At 67.7% G+C, this 17,769-nt stretch carries 12 protein-coding genes; 4 read left to right on the top strand and 8 right to left on the bottom strand.

Going from position 1 to position 17,769, the window contains the following annotated elements; translation table 11 throughout:
* The first annotated feature begins 73 nt into the window (after positions 1 to 73).
* Positions 74 to 772, top strand: coding sequence for a DUF4136 domain-containing protein (locus VSR34_RS09805; RefSeq protein ID WP_028211663.1), 699 nt, complete (start codon positions 74 to 76; stop codon positions 770 to 772).
* A gap of 92 nt (positions 773 to 864) precedes the next feature.
* Here the strand turns inward: VSR34_RS09805 and guaD are convergent, their stop codons facing one another.
* The 7 genes from guaD to VSR34_RS09770 form a co-directional block, all read right to left on the bottom strand.
* Entirely contained in the window at positions 865 to 2,172 is a 1,308-nt protein-coding gene (guaD, locus tag VSR34_RS09800) for a guanine deaminase (protein ID WP_028211664.1), read from the bottom strand.
* Positions 2,173 to 2,346: 174 nt separating this feature from the next.
* Positions 2,347 to 3,408, bottom strand: coding sequence for an adenosine deaminase (locus tag VSR34_RS09795; protein WP_342962402.1), 1,062 nt, complete (start codon positions 3,406 to 3,408; stop codon positions 2,347 to 2,349).
* A gap of 41 nt (positions 3,409 to 3,449) precedes the next feature.
* Positions 3,450 to 4,508, bottom strand: coding sequence for a xanthine dehydrogenase accessory protein XdhC (gene xdhC / locus VSR34_RS09790; protein WP_028211666.1), 1,059 nt, complete (start codon positions 4,506 to 4,508; stop codon positions 3,450 to 3,452).
* 118 nt (positions 4,509 to 4,626) lie between these two features.
* On the bottom strand, positions 4,627 to 6,996 hold the full coding sequence (gene xdhB / locus VSR34_RS09785) for a xanthine dehydrogenase molybdopterin binding subunit (RefSeq protein WP_342962428.1): 2,370 nt from the start codon (positions 6,994 to 6,996) through the stop codon (positions 4,627 to 4,629).
* Positions 6,997 to 7,019: 23 nt separating this feature from the next.
* The gene (xdhA, locus tag VSR34_RS09780) at positions 7,020 to 8,570 is read right to left on the bottom strand and encodes a xanthine dehydrogenase small subunit (RefSeq protein ID WP_028211667.1); all 1,551 of its coding nucleotides are present in this window, start codon (positions 8,568 to 8,570) and stop codon (positions 7,020 to 7,022) included.
* Positions 8,571 to 8,965: 395 nt separating this feature from the next.
* Complete coding sequence (locus tag VSR34_RS09775; RefSeq protein ID WP_028211668.1) at positions 8,966 to 9,496, bottom strand: disulfide bond formation protein B; 531 nt, start codon at positions 9,494 to 9,496, stop codon at positions 8,966 to 8,968.
* A 139-nt stretch (positions 9,497 to 9,635) separates the two neighbouring features.
* Positions 9,636 to 11,036, bottom strand: coding sequence for an amidase (locus VSR34_RS09770; protein ID WP_342962401.1), 1,401 nt, complete (start codon positions 11,034 to 11,036; stop codon positions 9,636 to 9,638).
* A gap of 215 nt (positions 11,037 to 11,251) precedes the next feature.
* Here VSR34_RS09770 and VSR34_RS09765 point away from each other — a divergent pair, with 215 nt between their 5' ends.
* From VSR34_RS09765 to VSR34_RS09755, 3 genes are all read left to right on the top strand, one after another.
* The gene (locus VSR34_RS09765; protein ID WP_342962400.1) at positions 11,252 to 13,009 is read left to right on the top strand and encodes a cation:proton antiporter; all 1,758 of its coding nucleotides are present in this window, start codon (positions 11,252 to 11,254) and stop codon (positions 13,007 to 13,009) included.
* 177 nt (positions 13,010 to 13,186) lie between these two features.
* Positions 13,187 to 14,575 carry a type 1 glutamine amidotransferase gene (locus tag VSR34_RS09760; protein WP_028211671.1) on the top strand — a complete coding sequence of 463 codons (1,389 nt, stop codon included), beginning with the start codon at positions 13,187 to 13,189 and terminating at the stop codon, positions 14,573 to 14,575.
* 261 nt (positions 14,576 to 14,836) lie between these two features.
* A complete protein-coding gene (locus tag VSR34_RS09755) occupies positions 14,837 to 15,595 on the top strand; it encodes a DUF2968 domain-containing protein (RefSeq protein ID WP_028211672.1) in 759 nt (252 codons plus the stop codon).
* 1,472 nt (positions 15,596 to 17,067) lie between these two features.
* Here VSR34_RS09755 and VSR34_RS09750 read toward each other — a convergent pair.
* Positions 17,068 to 17,598, bottom strand: a complete 531-nt coding sequence (locus tag VSR34_RS09750; protein WP_028211675.1) for a GNAT family N-acetyltransferase — start codon at positions 17,596 to 17,598, stop codon at positions 17,068 to 17,070.
* Between the last annotated feature and the right edge of the window lie 171 nt (positions 17,599 to 17,769).

Raw genomic sequence — 17,769 nt, 5'->3', positions numbered from 1 at the left:
GCCATAACGTATCGGAGAGGGCGGCCCCACGACTGCACTCTTCCAACTGACGCAACACTGCTACGAGAAGACCATGATGCATGACCGATGGACCCGCCGCGCGCTCCTGATGCTGGCGGCGCTCGCTCTCACGCTGTCCGGGTGCACGACTTACGTGACGAGCCAGGTGACCGCTTTCTCCGCATGGGACGGCGGCAGCGATGCCATGCGTACCTTCGCGTTCAAACGCAGCCCCGAGCAGAATCAGAGCATCGAGCAGAGCACCTACGAGCAGTTCGTCGCCAACGGGCTGGCGATGCACGCGTTCCGCCTGGTGGCCGAGCCGCAGGCGCACTATCTGGTGGCCCTGGCCTATGGCAGCCGCACGGACACGGTCACGGTCGCGCAGCCCGTGTTCTACAACCCCTGGCCGGGCCCGTACTGGGGGCCATGGAACCCATGGGGCGCCTGGGGACCGTATCAGCCCACCTATGTGAACCAGACGTATCCGGTGTATTCGCATGCGCTCGGCATTCGCATCACCGACAGAGCGAGCGGCAAGGAGGTCTACAACGTGACGGCGCGCACCTCCGGCGACGACCCCTCGCTCGTGCGCGCGATGCCTTTTCTCGTGCAGAGCGCGCTGGGGAATTTCCCGCTGACGAACGGCACGGTGACGGAGGTCAAGATTCCGGTTGGCAAGGGCGGCGGCACGCCAAACGAGACCGGTGCGGCGCCGACGGATGCGGGCCACGGCAATTCGGCCGCCCCGCAGGCGGCCCCGGCGAAATAGGCCCATTCAGGCACGTTCGCCGCGCTTGCAGTGCGAAAAGACGCGCCGGACCTCGTGTCCGGCGCGTCTTTTTTATGGTTCGCGAAAGAGTGTCAGAGGCCCGTGCCGTCACGGCTGTGCACGCGCTGGCCCGCCGCATAGGTCTCGAACACGGCACGATCGTCGCCGAGCAGGGCGAATGCGAACAGCAGCTCTTCCAGCGATTCGGCGCGCGCGGTGCGCCGCGCGAGCAGCGGAGTGGCCCGCGGATCGAGCACGACGAAGTCCGCTTCGCTTTGCGGCGCAAGCGTGCCGATGCGGTCGGCGAGATCGAGTGCGTGCGCCGCGCCCGCCGTCGCGAGCCAGAACATGCGCGTGGCCGTGAGGTGATGACCGCCCATGCGCGCGACCTTGTGGGCCTCGTTCATCGTCTGCAGCATCGAGAACGAGGTGCCGCCGCCCACGTCGGTGGCGAGCGTCACGGGCATCGACGCTGCGCCCGCCTTGTCGAAGTCGAACAGGCCGCTGCCGAGGAACAGGTTCGAGGTCGGGCAGTGCGCGGCAACCGCGCCCGTTTGCGCCATGCGCCGGCGGTCTTCGTCGTCGAGCCAGATGCAGTGGCCGTACACGGCGCGGCGGCGCAACAGTCCGTAGTGGTCGTACACGTCGAGATAGCTGCGATGGCCGGGGAAGAGTTCCTTGACCCACTTCACTTCGTCCGGGTTCTCGGCCACGTGGCTCTGGATGAATACGTCGGCGTGCGCTTTCGCCAGCGCGCCGCACGCCTCCAGCTGCGCTTCGGTGGAAGTGGGCGCGAAGCGCGGCGTGAGCGCGTACATCTGACGCCCGCGGTTGTGCCAGCGGCCGATCAGCTCCGCGCTGTCGTCGTAGCCCGTTTGCGGCGTGTCGCGCAGGAATTCGGGGCAGTGACGGTCCATCAGCACCTTGCCCGCGACCATGCGCAGGTTCTTCGCCTCGCTCGCGGTGAAAAGCGCATCGGCCGATTGCTTGTGCACGGTGCAATACACGAGCGCCGTCGTCGTGCCGCAGGCGAGCAGTTCGTCGACGAAGAAGCGCGCCGTCTCCTTTGCCACGGCTTCGTTTCCGAAGCCGCGCTCGGTCGGGAACGTATAGGTGTTCAGCCACGGCAGCAGCCCAGGTGCCGGCGAGGCGATCATGTCCGTCTGCGGATAGTGGATGTGCGTGTCGATGAAGCCCGGCACGATCAGCTTGTCGCGCAGGTCGTGGACCGTCGCGCGTTCGTTCACGCGCGACTTCAGCGCGGACCACGAGCCCGAGGCGACCACGTGGCCGTCTTCGACGATCACGACGCCGTCCTCGTCATAGACGGCGGCGTCGGACGATTGCGCAGGGTCGCCGGTGAACGTCAACTGTTTTGCGCGGTAAGCCGATTGAGTCATGTGAACTTCGTCTCCGATATCCAATAAACAGTTAGTTATCCAGTGCTTGCTCCGGTCCCCACGCGCCGATGCGGAAAACGCAGCGCGAGACGGCCCGCGATCCGGCGCTCGCGCGCCGGGCCGGAGGGGTGTTGCAGCCCGGGCTGGGGCTTGTCGTGCGAATCGAGCTGCGTCCTAGCTGGCCGTGCGGCTCCAGTTCGCGTCGAGCTTCGCGATCAGCGCGGCGCGCTCATCTGGCGTCACGAACGACGCTTCGAAGCCGTTGCGCAGGATCGTGTACACCTCGTTGTCGTCGAGCTTGAGCGCTTCGATGATCGCGCGGTAGTTTTCGTTGACGTAGCCGCCGAAGTAGGCCGGGTCGTCGGAGTTGACGGTCACCGCCACGCCCTTGTCGAGCAGTTGCTTGAGCGTGTGCTGCGTCATGTCGTCGAACACGCAGAGCTTGGTGTTCGAGAGCGGGCATACGGTGAGCGCCACGCGCGTGTCCGCGAGACGCGTGACGAGCGCGGGGTCTTCGATGCTGCGCACGCCGTGATCGACGCGGTCGACCTTGAGCAGATCGAGCGCTTCGTAGATGTAGGAGGGCGGGCCTTCCTCGCCCGCGTGCGCGACGAGCTTCAGGCCCATCGCTCGCGCCTTCTCGAACACGCGCTCGAACTTCGAAGGCGGATGGCCGCGCTCGGAGGAGTCCAGACCCACCCCGATCAGGCGCGCGTAGCGCGAGAACAGCGGGCGCGCGGCTTCGAAGGTGGCGAGCGCATCGGCTTCGCTCAAATGGCGCAGGAAGCACAGGATGAGCTTGCTCGAGAGGCCGCGTTTTTCGGCGTCGGCGAGCGCGCGGTCGATGCCGGCCACCACCGTCTCGATCGGCACGCCGCGCTCGGTATGCGTTTGCGGATCGAAGAAGATTTCTGCGTGCACGACGTGGTCGGCCAGTGCGCGCTCGCAGTAGGCCATTGTCATGTCGTAGAAGTCCTGCTCTGCGAGCAGCACGCTCGCGCCGGCGTAGTAGATGTCGAGGAACGACTGCAGGTCGGTGAACGCATAGGCGGCGCGCAGCGCGTCGATCGAGTCGTACGCGAGCTTCACGTTGTTGCGCTGGGCGAGCGCGAAGATCAGCTCGGGTTCGAGCGAGCCTTCGATATGGATATGCAGCTCGGCCTTGGGCGCGTTGGCGGACTTTTCGATGAGCGCCTGTGTATATGCGACGGCGTTCGCAGTAGTCGTGATCGTCATGGTCGGTTCGATTGGGCTTATGGGGTCTTCACTGTTTGACTTCACGCGGAATGGGTTGCAGCGGCCTGCGTCGCGCTCGCCGGTTTCGCCGCCTCGATCGCCTGCAGCAGTTGCGCGGCGGCCGAGATCGCGATCACTTCAGGCGACTTGTCGACGATGCCGTCGACGCCGAGCGGGCAATGCATGCGCGCGATCTGCATGGGGTCGATGCCGCGCGCGGCGAGCCGGTGCTCGAACTGCTTGCGCTTCGTGTGCGAGCCGATCATGCCGAAGAACAGGAAATCGCCGCGGCGCAAGATGCGCTCGGCCAGATCGAGGTCGCGCGAATGATCGTGCGTCATCACGATGAAGCTCGTGCCGGGCGGTGCGGTGTCCACGGCTTCGTCGGGCGCGTCGTTGGCGTCGATCGCCACGTTGGGCGCGTTGAGCAGCGCGAACGCCTCGGGCGTCGGAAACGCGGCGTCGCGCTCGTCGACCCACAGCACGCGGCAGGGCAGCGTGCCGAGCACGCGCGCGAGTGCCGCGCCCACGTGGCCCGCGCCGAACAGCACCACGGGAAAGTCGTTCGGCGCGATGGTCTCGGTGAGCAGCATCGTGCTGCCCGTTTCCCAAAGCAGGCAGTCGGGCGCTTCCACGCCCGCTTCAGGCTCGGAAAGCATCGGCGGATCGGCTGCGGTGCCCTCGGCCTCCGGGGTCCCGTTGCGCGAGGAGCGAAATGATACGCTACGCACGGTCGATGTGCCTGCCGCGAGGCGCCGCGCGAGCGTGGCGAGCCAACCGAGATCGGCCACGTCGAGCCGCTCGAACGCAAGCACCACGGCGCCGCCGCAGCACTGTCCGAGGCTCGGCCCCAACGCGAGGCGCTCGAGACGCCGCGCGTGCGCCGTGCGCATGCCGTCGCGCAGCACCTGGCGTGCGATCTCGATGGCCTTCCATTCGAGGTGGCCGCCGCCTATCGTGTGGCGGGCCGCTTCGCGCGTGACGATCATCTTCGTGCCGGCCTCGCGCGGCGCCGATCCTTCGGTGCGCGCGACGGTGACCAGCACGGCGGCGTCGCCGTGCGCGAGCAGTTGCTGCAGATCGGAAAGCCAGGCTTGCATCTGGCGGTTCTCCCTTCGGGGCGGCACGTCGTTGCCTGTGCCGCCGGTTGATCTTCGTGGCCTCGCGCGGGTGGCGCTTCGCGGTTGGAGTGAGCGAAGCGCCGCCAGGTTCGCGCGCTTAGTTCATGTTTCGGCTGCTCTCCCGGAGCGTGTCGATCGCATCGAGGATCGCTTCGGGCGTCGCGGGCGCGCGCAGCGGCGCGGCCTCGCGCGCTTCGGGCACCGCCGCGCCCACGGCGTCGCGAATCGCGAGGAACACCGAGAACGGCAACAGCAGCGGCGGTTCGCCTACGGCTTTCGAGCGAAACACGGTCGGCTCCGCGTTGTCGTTGCCGCCGTTGCGATAGAGCCGCACGTTGAACGCCTCCGGCGTGTCGCTCACCGCCGGAATCTTGTACGTGGACGGCGCGTGCGTCATGAGCCGCCCGTCGCCATTCCACCAGAGCTCTTCGGTCGTGAGCCAGCCCATCCCCTGAATGAATGCGCCTTCCACCTGGCCGAGATCGATGGCCGGATTGATCGACTGGCCGGCATCGTGCAGCACGTCGGCGCGCACGAGCTTCCATTCTCCCGTGAGCGTGTCGACGACGACTTCGGACACCGCCGCGCCATACGCGAAGTAGTAGAACGGATGGCCGGTGAGCGTGCGCGCGTCCCAGTGCACCTTGGGCGTGGCGTAGAAGCCGTCGGACCACAGTTGCACGCGCTTCATGTAAGCGACTTCGACGAATTCGCCAAAGGCGATGGCGCTGCCGTTCGCCCGCACGACGCCGTTCTCGAAAGTCACCGCCTCGGCTGCGCCGCCGTATTGGACGGCAGCGAGGGCAGCGAGGCGCGCGCGGATGGCAAGGGCGGCGTCTTCGGCCGCCTTGCCGTTGAGGTCGCTGCCGGTGGAGGCAGCCGTTGCCGACGTGTTGGCCACTTTCGACGTATCGGCTGCGCTCACGCGCACGCGCGCGAGCGGCAAACCGAACGTGCCCGCCACGACTTGAGCGACCTTGGTGTTGAGCCCCTGGCCCATTTCGGTGCCGCCGTGGTTCACGAGCACCGAGCCGTCGCGGTACACGTGGACGAGCGCGCCGGCCTGATTCAGATGCGGCACGTTGAACGAGATGCCGAACTTGACCGGCGTGAGCGCGATGCCGCGCTTGAGCACGGGGCTCGCGCGGTTGTACTCGGCGATCGTTGCGCGCCGCTCGCGATAGCGGCTCGACGCGAGCAACTCGTCGGTGAGCGGCGCGAGCACGTTGTCCTCGACGCACTGGCCATACGGCGTGACGTCGCGCTCGCCGATGCCGTAGTAATTCGCGCGCCGCACGTCGAGCGGATCACGGCCGAGCGTCTTCGCGATCTCGTCGAGCATCACCTCCATCACGAGTGCGCCTTGCGGGCCGCCGAAGCCGCGAAAAGCGGTATTCGACTGCGTATTCGTCTTGCAGCAGAGCGCGATGATTTCGACGTCCGAAACATAGTAGGCGTTGTCGAAGTGGCAGAGCGCGCGCGTGGCGACCGCGCCCGAAAGATCGGCGGAATAGCCCGCGCGCAGCGCGATCTCGACGCGCGCGCCGAGCAGCCGTCCTTCGTCGTCGTAGCCGGCTTCGTACGCGTAGAGCGCGTCGTGACGCTTGCCGGTGATCATGAAGTCGTCGTCGCGATCCGCGCGCAGCTTCACCGGGCGCTGCAGCTTGTGCGCCGCGAGCGCGGCGACACAGGCGAACAGCGCCGACTGGGATTCCTTGCCGCCGAAACCGCCGCCCATGCGCCGGCATTCGCAGCTCACGCGGTGCGCGGGCCAGCCGAGCAGATGCGCGACTACCTGCTGCATCTCGCTCGGGTGCTGCGTCGAGCTGTAGACGAGCATGCCCGTCTGCTCCTGCGGCAGCGCATAGGCCACCTGGCCTTCGAGATAGAACTGCTCCTGGCCGCCCACGGTGAAACTGCCCGCAAGGCGATGCGGCGCCGCGGCGATGCGCTCGACGGGCGATCCACGCACGAGACGCAGTGGCGGCAGCACGTAATGCTGGCGCCTTCGCGCTTCGTCGATGGTGAGCACCGGCCCCAGCGGCTCGTAGCGCACGACGTCCTCGCTCGCCGCGAGTGCCGCGGCGCGGCGTGCGAGTTCGTGGCTCGTGGCGATCACGGCGAACACGGGCTGGCCGAGGTACTGCACCAGCTCGCCGGCCAGCACCGGGTCGTCGTGCACGACCGGCCCGCAGTCGTTGGTGCCGGGGATGTCGGCCGCAGTGAGGACCGCGAGCACGCCCGGCGACGAACGCACGCGCTCGAGATCCAGCGCGACGATGCGCGCATGGGCGTGGCGCGAGAGGCCGAGCGCCGCATGCACGGTGCCGTGCAGTTCGGGGATGTCGTCGGTGTAGCGCGCTTCGCCGCTGACGTGCGCTTCGGCAGATTCGTGCGGCAGCGGCGCGCCGAGCGCGCGTTCGGGGGCGGGCTCCTGGATGTGCGCATTGCCGTGCTGCGGGGGCATGACGAGCGGTTCGGCCTGGTCGTTCATGGCTTGGCTCCCGCGGCTACCGTTTCGCCGTCGTCGGCGAAGGCGAACGCGAATGCGTCGACGTCGCGTAGCGCGAGCGGCGCATCGTCGCGCGTTTCGAGCCAGCAGCGCCACAGCAGATTGCGCGCGACCTTCAGGCGATACGCGCTGCTCGCGCGCATATCCGTGAGCGGCCGATAGTCGGAGGCGAGCGCTTCCATCGCGCGCTGCGCGCCGTGTTCGTCCCAGCGTGCGCCGGTGAGGAGCGCCTCGGCGTGCGCGGCGCGCTGCGGGATCGCGGCCATGCCGCCGTAGGCGATGCGCGCGTTCGCGATCGTGCCGTCGTCGCGCACGTCGAGCGCAAACGCCGCGCATACGGCCGAAATGTCCTGGTCGTAGCGCTTCGCGATCTTGTAGGTGCGAAAGCGCAGCGTCGGCGAGGGGCGCGGCACGCGGATCGACTCGACGAACTCGCCGGCTTCGAGCGCGTTCTTTTGATAGCCCGTGTAGAAAGCCGCAAGCGGCAGCGCGCGCACGCGCGCCGCGCGGCGCAACACGAGCGTGGCGTCGAGCGCGAGCAATGCGGGCATCGAATCGCCGATTGGCGAACCGTTCGCGACGTTGCCGCCCAGCGTGCCCGCGTTGCGGATGGGCAGCGAGGCGAAGCGCGCCCACAGTTCCGCCAGTTCGGGGTAATCGATGGCGAGCGCCGCCCAGGCTTCTTCGAGCGGGACCGCCGCGCCTATCGTGAGCGTCTGCGCGTCGCGAGCGATCGCCCTCAGCTCCGCGACGTTGCCGGTGTAGATGAGTTCGCCCAGATCGCGGAACTGCTTGGTGACCCACAGGCCGACGTCGGTGCCGCCAGCGAGCACGCGCGCCTCGGGGTGCGAGGCGCGCAGGGTCGCGAAGGCTTCGAGCGTGCGCGGTGCGTAGAACGTGCTTTCGCCGTGCGCGGCGCCTCGCACATCCGGGCCGCGATACTCGAACGTGCCAGAGCGCTGCAACGCGCGCAGTTGCGCTTCGACGCTCCCGCGATCGAGCGCCACGCGCGGATAGCAGGTTTCATCGAACATGCGCAGGGCGGCTTCGATGATCGGGCGGTAGCCGGTGCAGCGGCACAGATTGCCGGAGACCGCCTGGTCGATTTCGTCGCGGCCCGGCAGGGCCGCCCCGGCGGGCTGGTTCTCATAGAGCGCCCACAAGGACATCACGAAGCCCGGCGTGCAGAAGCCGCACTGCGAACCGTGGCAATCGACCATCGCCTGCTGGACGGGGTGTAGCGCGCCGTCCGGCTGGCGCAGGTCTTCCACGGTATAGAGCGCCTGGCCATCGAGCGTAGGCAGGAACTGGATGCAGGCGTTGACGGCCTTGAGCGCGAGACGGCCTTCGCCATCGAGTTCGCCGACGACGACGGTGCAGGCGCCGCAGTCGCCTTCCGCGCAGCCTTCCTTGGTGCCGCACGCACGCAGGTCCTCGCGCAGGTGCTGGAGCACCGTGCGGGTGGGAGGCAGATCGTGCACTTCGTGCACGGTGCCTCGGTGGAGGAAGCGGATGGTTTGCGTTGTCATGGTGAACCCGGGGACATTGCGGATCAGGCGCGCGTTACGGGAGGGGCGCGCCAAAGCCGGCCTCGCGCACGTAGATCGCCATCCAGTTCCGAAGATAGCACTGCTCGTGTCGCGAAAGTATTTCCGCCGCGAGATGGGGGTTATGCGGCCTGGGTCATGACGATGCGCCGCTGCGCCTCGCTCAGCGTGCCGCATGGCGCGGCATTCGTGCGTGGACGGTCCTGGCCGTGCCGATGACGTGCGCAAACCGGGGCAGCTGCGCAGGGTGGCGCGCAAGTCGCCCCGAACGGGACACGCCGTCCGCAGGACGGGCGGCGGATGAGGCGGGGAGGGGCGCTAAGCTGGGGCGAAGGCGCGGGCGGCAGAGACAAGCGGCAGCCCGCGCCGCGAGTCGTTCAGCGGCGGATGCCGGGCCACGACACCTGGCGGCGGCGGTTACGCCAGAGGCTGTGAATCACCGCGAGGAACGCGATCGCGAACGCGATCAGCGACCACACGGGCACGGTCAGGCCCAGCGTCGGCGGGTAAGTCGTTTCGCAGAGGCCCTGCACCTTGAATACGCCCGGCAGCCAGTGCGCGAACGGCAGCCCGTCGACGATGGGCTGCAGGGTATCGAAGCCGCAGCTAAAGCTCGGGAACGCCTGCACCCAGACGAGCCGCGCGGCCGCGAGCACGCCGCCGAACGCTGAGAGCGCCACGAGCGCTTCGAGCACGCGCACGCCGCGCCAGCTCGTCATGCGCGCGCCGAAGAACGCGAACACCGCGATCAGAATCAGGAAGTAGCGTCCCAGGATACACAGCGGGCAGGGGTCCTGGTGCTCGACATACTGGAAGTACAAGGCGCCGCCCAGCAGCGCGAGGCAGATCACGCCAAGGAGGACCAGGAGGCGGCGCTCGCGGCGCAACAGCGCATTATCGTCGTTCATGTGACTCGTTCGTTCGGTTGTTTGGCGCAGTGCCAGGGCGGCTGCGACGGCGTGACGGGATTCTAGCGCGAAGGTCGCGCGCGGCGTGGGACGCGTCCTTGCGCGCGCACAGGGGTTGGCTGTGCCGCTCTTGCGCACATCAGCGCAGCGGCGCGAGCACCGCCTCGACGCCACGGCCGATCGCGAGCAGCGCATCGTCGGCCCCGGGCGCGGCGGCGAGCATCAGCCCGACGGGCGCCGCGCCGTAGTGGTGGCAAGGCAGCGAGAGCGCGCAGGCATCGAGGAAGTTGAACGCGCTCGGGTTGCGCAGCACGAGGGCGTTGGTGCGCGCGAAGACGTCGTCGTCGGCGACGAGCGGGGCGACGGGCGGCGGCGCGATCGGCACGGTCGGCGCGATCACGGCGTCGAAGCGCGACCACAGCGTGGCCTGAGCCTCTTCCATCACGGCCGCGCGCGCGGCGATGAGGTCCAGGTAATCGGCGGCGGTGGCCGCCTCGCCCTTCAGGATGCGCACGAGCACGCGCGGGTCGTACCGGTCGCGATGCTTCGCAATCAGCTCGCGGTGCCACGCATAGGCTTCCATCGGCGAAAAGCCGATCCGGTTGATGTCGGCGAGGCGCTCGAAGGCGGCGAAGCGGACCTCGCTCACGATCGCGCCCGCGGCGTCGAGGTGCTTGAGCGCCGTATCGATGGTCTCGGCGACCTCGGGGTCGATGCCGTCCGTCACGTAGTTGGTCAGCACGCCGAGGCGCACGCCTTCGAGGTGGCGCGCGGCCGGCACGTGAGACTCGAGCCCGGCGAGCACGCGGTCCACGAGCGCGCAGCACGCCACGGTGTTGCCGATCGGGCCGAACGAGTCGAGCGTGGGCGAGAGCGGCACGGCGCCTCGTTTCGGGATGCGTGCGGCAGTGGGCTTGAAGCCCGTGAGGCCGCAGAACGCGGCCGGAATGCGGATGGAGCCGCCCGTGTCGGTGCCTAGCGCGATGGCGGCCATGCCGTCCGCGACCGAGGCCGCGGCGCCCGAGGACGAGCCGCCCGCCACGCGCGCGTCGCCCGGCACGCCTCGGTGGTAGGGCGAGAGCGGTGTGCCGTAGTGCGGATTCAAACCGAGCCCCGAGAACGCGAACTCGCTCATGTTGGTGCGCCCGACGAGCACCGCGCCCGCGCGGCGCAGGCGCGCGACGGCGGCGGCGTCCGCCGCGGCGGGCGCCGCGTTCGCGAGCGCGGTGGAACCGGCGCGCGTGACTTCCCCAGCCACGTCGAACAGATCCTTCACCGAGACGGGAATGCCCGCGAGCGGCGAGAGCACCGTGCCGGCCGCGCGCAGGCGATCGTGCGCGTCGGCGGCGGCGCGCACGCGCTCCGGGTCGACGTGCGTGAAGACGGTCGCGCCCTGGCCCGCCGGATCGGCGATGCGCTGGAGCGCGACTTCTGCGAGCGCGCGGCTCGTCGTGCGGCCCGCCGCCAGATCGGCGGCGAGCTGGGCGAGGGGCGGAAACGGGGCGAACGTGGGAGTGACGGCGGCGGAAGCAGTAGTCATGGCGGCGGAACAATCCATTAATGCGCAGTCGATGTGCGCGGCGGCGCGGGCGGTGGCCTTATCAGCCAAATGCTTGCGCAGGCGGCAGGCGCGGGAACGGCGCCGGCAAGGGTCGCATCATTGTAGGTCGGCTTTTTTCCTGGCGTGCAATCTGGATCGGGCTGCGCATCGGGTAACATGCAAGGCATTGATAGCAATTCGTAAGGAAAGTCTTCATGCACCATGGAATCGGCTTCATTCAGGATCTGGCAGTCGTGATGGCGCTCGCGGGCGTCGTCACGGTGCTGTTTCATCGCCTGAAGCAGCCGGTCGTGCTCGGGTATATCGCGGCGGGCGTGATCATCGGGCCATACACGCCGCCCTTCCAGCTCATCCACGACGAAGCGACCATCCAGACGATGGGCGAGCTCGGCGTGGTGTTCCTCATGTTCTCGCTCGGCCTCGAATTCAGCCTGCGCAAGCTCTTTCAGGTGGGTGCAACGGCCATCGTCGCCGCGCTCTCGGAAATCGTGCTGATGCTGTGGGTGGGCTACGAGATCGGCCGCGCGTTCGGCTGGGCCACGATGGATTCGCTGTTCCTCGGCGCGATCCTCGCCATTTCGTCGACGACCATCATCGTCAAGGCGCTCTCCGACCTGGGCGTGAAGCGCGAGCCGTTCGCGCAGCTCGTGTTCGGCGTCCTGATCGTCGAGGACATTCTCGGCATCGCGATGCTCGTGCTGCTGGGCGGCATAGCGCAGACGGGCGAACTGTCGCCGGGCATCGCGCTGATCACGCTCGGCAAACTGCTGCTCTTCATGGTCGTTTCGCTGCTCGCGGGTATCCTCGTCGTGCCGCGCGCGCTCGGCTACGTCGCGCGCGTAGGTAGCGACGAGATGCTGCTGGTCTCGGTGCTGGGCTTTTGCTTCGGTTTTTGCCTGCTCGTCGTGAAGCTCGATTATTCGATCGCGCTCGGTGCGTTCCTGATCGGCGCGGTCATGGCCGAGTCGCGCCATCTGCACCGCATCGAGCATCTCGTCGCGCCGCTGCGCGATGCCTTTTCGGCCATTTTCTTCGTGACGATCGGGCTCATGCTCAACCCGCTCGTGCTGGTCGACTACGCCTGGCCGATCGCCGTGATCTCGCTTGCCGTCGTGCTCGGCAAGCTCGTGTCGTGCGGCCTCGGCACCTTTCTCGCGGGCCGCGACGGACGCACCGCGATGCGCGTGGGCATGACCGTCTCGCAGATCGGCGAATTCTCGTTCATCATCGCCTCGCTCGGCCTCACGCTGAAGGTGACGAGCGGCTTTCTCTATCCCATCGCGGTGACCGTCTCCGCGATCACGACGCTCACTACGCCTTACCTCATCCGCATCGCCGATCCGCTCTCGCAGCGCCTCGCCCGCGCCATGCCGCCCGCCGTCTCCAACGTGTTCGGGATGTACAGCCAGTGGCTGCGCTGCCTCGTGCCGCGCTCGGACGGGCCCACGATCTTTTCGCTCACGAAGCGTATCGTCCTCCAGATTGCCGTGAATCTCGCGCTTGTCTCGGCGATCTTCATCGGCGTCTCTTATGGCGCGCGCTACGCGGCGCCCTGGCTCGCGCACTGGATCGTCGACGAGCGCGTCCAGCGTGTCGTGCTCTGGAGCGCGGCGCTCATGCTCGCGATGCCGTTTCTCGTTGCGGTGTGGCGCAAGACGCAGTCGCTCGCGCGACTGCTCGCCGAGGTGAGCGTGCACCCGGAGAAGGCTGGGCGCTTCACGCGCGCCATCCGTCATGTGATAGCGGAACTGGTGCCCGTGGTCTCGATGTTCGGCGTGTTTCTCCTCGTGGCCGCGCTTTCCGGGACGATCCTGCCGCCCACGGGTTTTCTCATCGGGGTGCTGGTGTGCGCGGCGGCGCTCACCATGCTGCTGTGGCGCTGGTGCGTGAAGATTCACGCGTCGATGCAGATAGCGTTGCGCGAGACCTTCGACGAACGGCCGGATGCCTGAGCTGGCCGCATCGGCAGGCGGCACGGCTTGCGCTCGCTCGCGCAGCCGTGGTCCCGGGAAGCCTTTCACATACGATGGAATGTGAGCAATTGTGCGCAGGGGTGGCGGCGGCGTGCGGTGCGACGGATAATCAAGCCCTGTTCATTCGTTCGCGCGCCGCGCGCCTGACCCCACGTCATGAGCGAAAACAAATCAGACCACCCCGGCGTCCCTGACGGTGCAAGCCGCCCTGCGGGCACCCCGTCCTCCTCGATTCCCGCTCCCACAGGCGCAACGGGTCCATCGCCGGGCACTTCCGCTGGCGTCCCTTCCAGTTCTCCCGCTCCATCGTCGCCCACCGCTTCGCCTTCCGGGGAAGCTGCGCAACGCGCGTCGACCGACTCGCCGGACAGCGCGTCGACCGTCACGCCAGGTGCCGTGCCGTCTGCCGCACAGCCGTCCGCCGCTTCGACGCCGGGCGAACTGCCGGAGCGGGCGCCCGCCGGCGCGTCGCCGCGCATCCCGATCGGCGAAACCAGTGCCGCAGGCGCGTTTGCACCCGCACCCGCTGCGCACACGGAGCCGGTGAGCACTGGCGAGGGGTCCGCCGCGCAGGCGCGTCCTGGGGCGGCGCCCCCCGGGTTTGGCCAGGCGCCCGACTTCACGGCCCATCATCCGCCGCCGCCCGGCGCCATTCCGCCCGAGCCGCCGCGCTATCTGCGTCCGAGCGATTCGGCGTGGGCGGTGTTCGGCCGCATCGTTGCGGCGCGTGCACGGCAGCTGTTCGACCGCGCCGGTCAGCGCATCACGCAGCGCACGCTGCGCATCGGCGTCTCGGCGCGGATCTTCCACCCGGAGCCGGGGGCACAGGGGCTGCGCGGCAAAACGTTGCAATACCTCGAAGAGTCGATTGCGCACTGGGTGATGTCGCGCGACGTCATCGTGTTCATGATCCCGACGGTCGGCCACCAGGGCATGCTGCATCCGAGCAACATCCGGTTGCGCGATTACGCGAAGCATCTCGACGGCCTGTTGCTCCAGGGCGGCGCCGACGTTTCGCCGCAGACCTACGCGGAAATCTCGCCGCGCCCCGAGTGGCCGGGCGACCGCGTGCGCGATATGTACGAACTCGAATTGCTTCATGAGTTCGTCGAGTCGGGCAAGCCGGTGCTCGGCGTGTGCCGCGGCTGCCAGCTCATCAACGTTGCATTCGGCGGCACGCTTTATCAGGACATCGCCAGCGACGTGCCGACTGCCGGCGTTCACGTGAGCGAGCATTACGACCAGCATCGCCATTCGATCTCGTTCCCGGAAGGATCGACGTTCGCGAGCATGTTCCCCGGTAGGCGCGAAGCCCTCGTCAACTCGATCCACCATCAAGCCGTGAAAAACCTCGGGCGTGACTTGACGGTAGAGGCCGTATCGGCCGGCGACGGGCTCATCGAGGCAGTGCGTTACCGGCGAGCGCCGTTCGTCGTGGGCGTGCAGTGGCACCCCGAGTTTCACCGCGCGGGCGGCCCGGAACTGCTCGATTGCACGCCGCTGCTCGACACCTTCCTTCGCTCGGCGCGCGAAACGCGCTTTTGATCGCCGACCACGGCGATTGCCATCTCATACCGGCCGCGCGCAGCCTGCGCGCCCCGCTATCCTTGGGGCATGGTCTTTTGGGTCCATGCCTCGGAGTCCTACGCAGCTTGCATCCTTTCTGCTCGGGATGGGCGTCCTTATCGCATAAGAATCGTCCTAATCTTGCGATTCGTCGGCCTATCTAAAATTAAACCTCATTTTTGAGATTTTCCCGCGGCGATAATGAAGGGTTACTGAGAATCATGGACGGAATAGGCAGGTATGAAGCATTCGATCACGTTGCGCCGTGTGATGCTCAGCGCCGCGACCCTCATACTGCTGCAGCGGGGCGCAACGGCATGGGCGGGCATGCCGGCCGACGCGGCGAACATGGGCTCCGCGCCCGCCGCGGCTGGAGAAAGGGCGCCGCTCGCGGGCAGCCGCCCGGCGCTCGGCAGCTTGACGCCGCAGCCGGCCGGCGTGCTGCCAGCCGTGAGCAATCCTGATGAGCAGGCCAGCGCCGGCGCGTCGCAAGGCGATGTTGCCACGCTGATGCAACTGATTCACGACGCGCAACTCGTCGAACTCCGTACGACTTATAACGCGAGCTACGGTGCGAGCCTCTTCTTCTACCCGCCGGAGATGACGTACTACGTCGTGCTGTTTCAGGACAAGCACTTCTGGCGCGTGATCCGTTCGCAGGACGCAGCGCGTTCGGAAGCGATCTATGCCGATTTCGTGCGTCAAACCGAGCAACTCGCCCAGGTTGAGATACGGCGCACGCAGCTCGAGGCGCAAAAGACCTTCATCGAGCGCGTGATCGCGCTGTCCGAAGCGCGCGCGCGCCGGTTGCAGGCCGACCTCGACATCGCGCGCACGCAACAGGCGCGGGTCGATGCCCACCAGCGCCAAGTGCAGGGCGACGCCACGGCGCTCAATGCGCAGAAGGCACAGGCGCAGGCGCAACTGCGAGACCTGGAGCGCCAGGTGGATGCGCTCCAGCGCGCGACGGAGGCAGGCCTGCCCACTGCGCGACACTGAAGGGAGCGGCCGGCGAATGCGGGAGCGGTCGTCCGCCTTGTTGCCTGGCTTGCTTCTTACGCGACCCACAAAAAAGCCCGGTTTTAAGCCGGGTTTTTTTGTGGCGAAAATTGTGCGTTATTTTGCGAACCGGTCTGGGACCTCGGTGAGGCGACGCTGTGAAACATGGTTCACCCACTCCGTGCTATCTGCCGGCACGGCTGGCCGGGTCGATGCTTGCGCCGGGGCGTACGTTTTCGCATAAGCGAGGATGGAAGCGAATTCGTCGGCCTGATTCGCGCCGGTCTGTCGGGGTGAATAGCTCGACGCTTCCGAGTAGGCGCCTCGCGCGCGATGGGTCGTGACCGGCCGCGTTTCACGATGGGGGGCGAATTCGTGGACATCGTGATGCGCGGTGACCTTGCGTTGCGTCGCGGTTTGCGTGGCGATGCGTTCGGCGCCGCGCGGCTCGCGCTGGACTAGTCGCGCGGGAGCAACGGTTTTCGAGTGCGCGCGCAAACTGAAATCGGGTTTCGTGCGCGCAGCCAGGTTGGCTTGCGCAGGCCTGCGGCCGGTTGCTGCTTCGGCCCGGTGAACCTGTGCCGGCGCCGGAGCTGCAACGACGGGAGCCCGTTTGTCCGCCATTGGCACCGCGGCCGCTTCGACGGACATTGAGTCCGCACCGCGCGGCAAGGACGTTGCAGGGGGAGAGGGTGGCAACGCAGCCTGCCTGACTGGGCCGGTGACGAGGGGCTCGTGCTGCGCGCGCGCTTCGGCAAGATGACGCGAAGCATCTTGATGCGTGACTGGAACAGGGCGAGCATTCGCGCTGCCGGTTTCGGTTGCCGCTTCATGAGGCGCGTGACTGGCGACGATCCAGGCGAGCAACGCCGCACCGCCAATCGCGACTGCGCCGCCAGCGAGCCTGTGTTGCTCTGCCGGTGGCTTGTGTCCGAGCGACGTCGCGGGTGAGCTGACCGCGTATGCGGCGCGGGCGGCCGTCGGCCCGCAGTCAGTTTGCGACCCAATGGGCGCGGCAACGGGGCGATGAGACTGCGGCGCCGGGCTATGGCAGGTGTCCCATCGCGCGGCGGCGCGGAACGCTTCGGCGCTCAGGCAGACGGTGCGCAGGATGGCCGCATAAAGCGCTCGCAGTTCGGCCCGCAAGCTGGAATGAGGGGGCGTGAGCGCCCATTCCCGCCCAAATGACACGGGCAAGCGGGCAAGCGGGCGAATGTGCGGCAAGGCCAGCGCGCCTTGAACCTGAACGAACGGGAATGTTGACATCGATCTCTCGCAGCCCGGTGTGGCGCCGGCGCCGGGAGGCAATATCATCGGCGGCGCGAAAAGTGAGTCGCCTGCGGCGCGTGGAAAAAATGGGGATGCCACAGATGATGACAGTCCCCTTTTCGACGCTCTATCGGAGATGTCCTAAAAGATAGTGCCCGTGGGCCGCGATGACGAGATCGCCAGGCAAGCGGCGGAGTCGTGCCTCACATACGGTCGAGGCGATACACGTAGCGCAATGCCGTGATGTCGATGCCGCCCATGCGATCGGGCTCCGAGCCCGAGTAGGTCCAGCCCTGGCGCTCGTAAAACGAGATCGCGGGCGTGTTGCCGTCGAGCACATATAAGTAGAGCTGGGCTTCGCCCTGCGCGCGGGCCCAGTCCTGCGCGGCGCGCATGAGCCGCTTGCCGACGCCAATGCCCTGATGTGCCGGCAACGCATGGAGATTGTCGAGGAGCACGCCCCACGGCGATCCAGGCTGGCGCTCGGCGCAGACGAACCCCGCAGCAGCGCCCGTGTCGAGTTCGGCGATCAGCACGAGACGTCGGTCGCCGCCAGGCGCTTCCATACGCGCACGCCAGTAGGCGGCGCGCTCGGCTGCGACATCGTGCTCGAGAAACGCGGCGGGCAGCAGTGCGTGATAAGTAGCCTGCCAGCTTGCGGCGTGCATGGAGGCGAGCAAGGCGGCATCGGCGACGGTGGCCGGGCGCAGTGTAAGGGCGGAGGCTTGGGTCATGCAGAATGGTGGCGTCTGGGCCATGTGAGTCAAGGCGCGCGTCTGGGGCCGCGCGCCGAGCCCTGCTGCGCCTATTGTGCCGCATCCGGGAGCGCTCGCGGCGGAGTCAGGAAAGCGAAAGATTGAGGAATACGTAATGTAATTTAAAGGGAAGAAACCGCCGACGTGCGG

It is taken from the genome of Paraburkholderia sp. JHI2823 (assembly GCF_038900695.1).
GTDB classification, from domain to species: Bacteria; Pseudomonadota; Gammaproteobacteria; order Burkholderiales; family Burkholderiaceae; genus Paraburkholderia; species Paraburkholderia mimosarum.
This window is presented reverse-complemented; position numbering and strand designations above follow the sequence as displayed.

Coding starts and splice junctions, on each gene's coding strand:
- VSR34_RS09805 (WP_028211663.1), top strand. CDS start 74: ATGATGCATGACCGATGGACCCGCCGCGCGCTCCTGATGCTGGCGGCG.
- guaD (WP_028211664.1), bottom strand. CDS start 2,172: ATGACTCAATCGGCTTACCGCGCAAAACAGTTGACGTTCACCGGCGAC.
- VSR34_RS09795 (WP_342962402.1), bottom strand. CDS start 3,408: ATGACGATCACGACTACTGCGAACGCCGTCGCATATACACAGGCGCTC.
- xdhC (WP_028211666.1), bottom strand. CDS start 4,508: ATGCAAGCCTGGCTTTCCGATCTGCAGCAACTGCTCGCGCACGGCGAC.
- xdhB (WP_342962428.1), bottom strand. CDS start 6,996: ATGCCCCCGCAGCACGGCAATGCGCACATCCAGGAGCCCGCCCCCGAA.
- xdhA (WP_028211667.1), bottom strand. CDS start 8,570: ATGACAACGCAAACCATCCGCTTCCTCCACCGAGGCACCGTGCACGAA.
- VSR34_RS09775 (WP_028211668.1), bottom strand. CDS start 9,496: ATGAACGACGATAATGCGCTGTTGCGCCGCGAGCGCCGCCTCCTGGTC.
- VSR34_RS09770 (WP_342962401.1), bottom strand. CDS start 11,036: ATGACTACTGCTTCCGCCGCCGTCACTCCCACGTTCGCCCCGTTTCCG.
- VSR34_RS09765 (WP_342962400.1), top strand. CDS start 11,252: ATGCACCATGGAATCGGCTTCATTCAGGATCTGGCAGTCGTGATGGCG.
- VSR34_RS09760 (WP_028211671.1), top strand. CDS start 13,187: ATGAGCGAAAACAAATCAGACCACCCCGGCGTCCCTGACGGTGCAAGC.
- VSR34_RS09755 (WP_028211672.1), top strand. CDS start 14,837: ATGAAGCATTCGATCACGTTGCGCCGTGTGATGCTCAGCGCCGCGACC.
- VSR34_RS09750 (WP_028211675.1), bottom strand. CDS start 17,598: ATGACCCAAGCCTCCGCCCTTACACTGCGCCCGGCCACCGTCGCCGAT.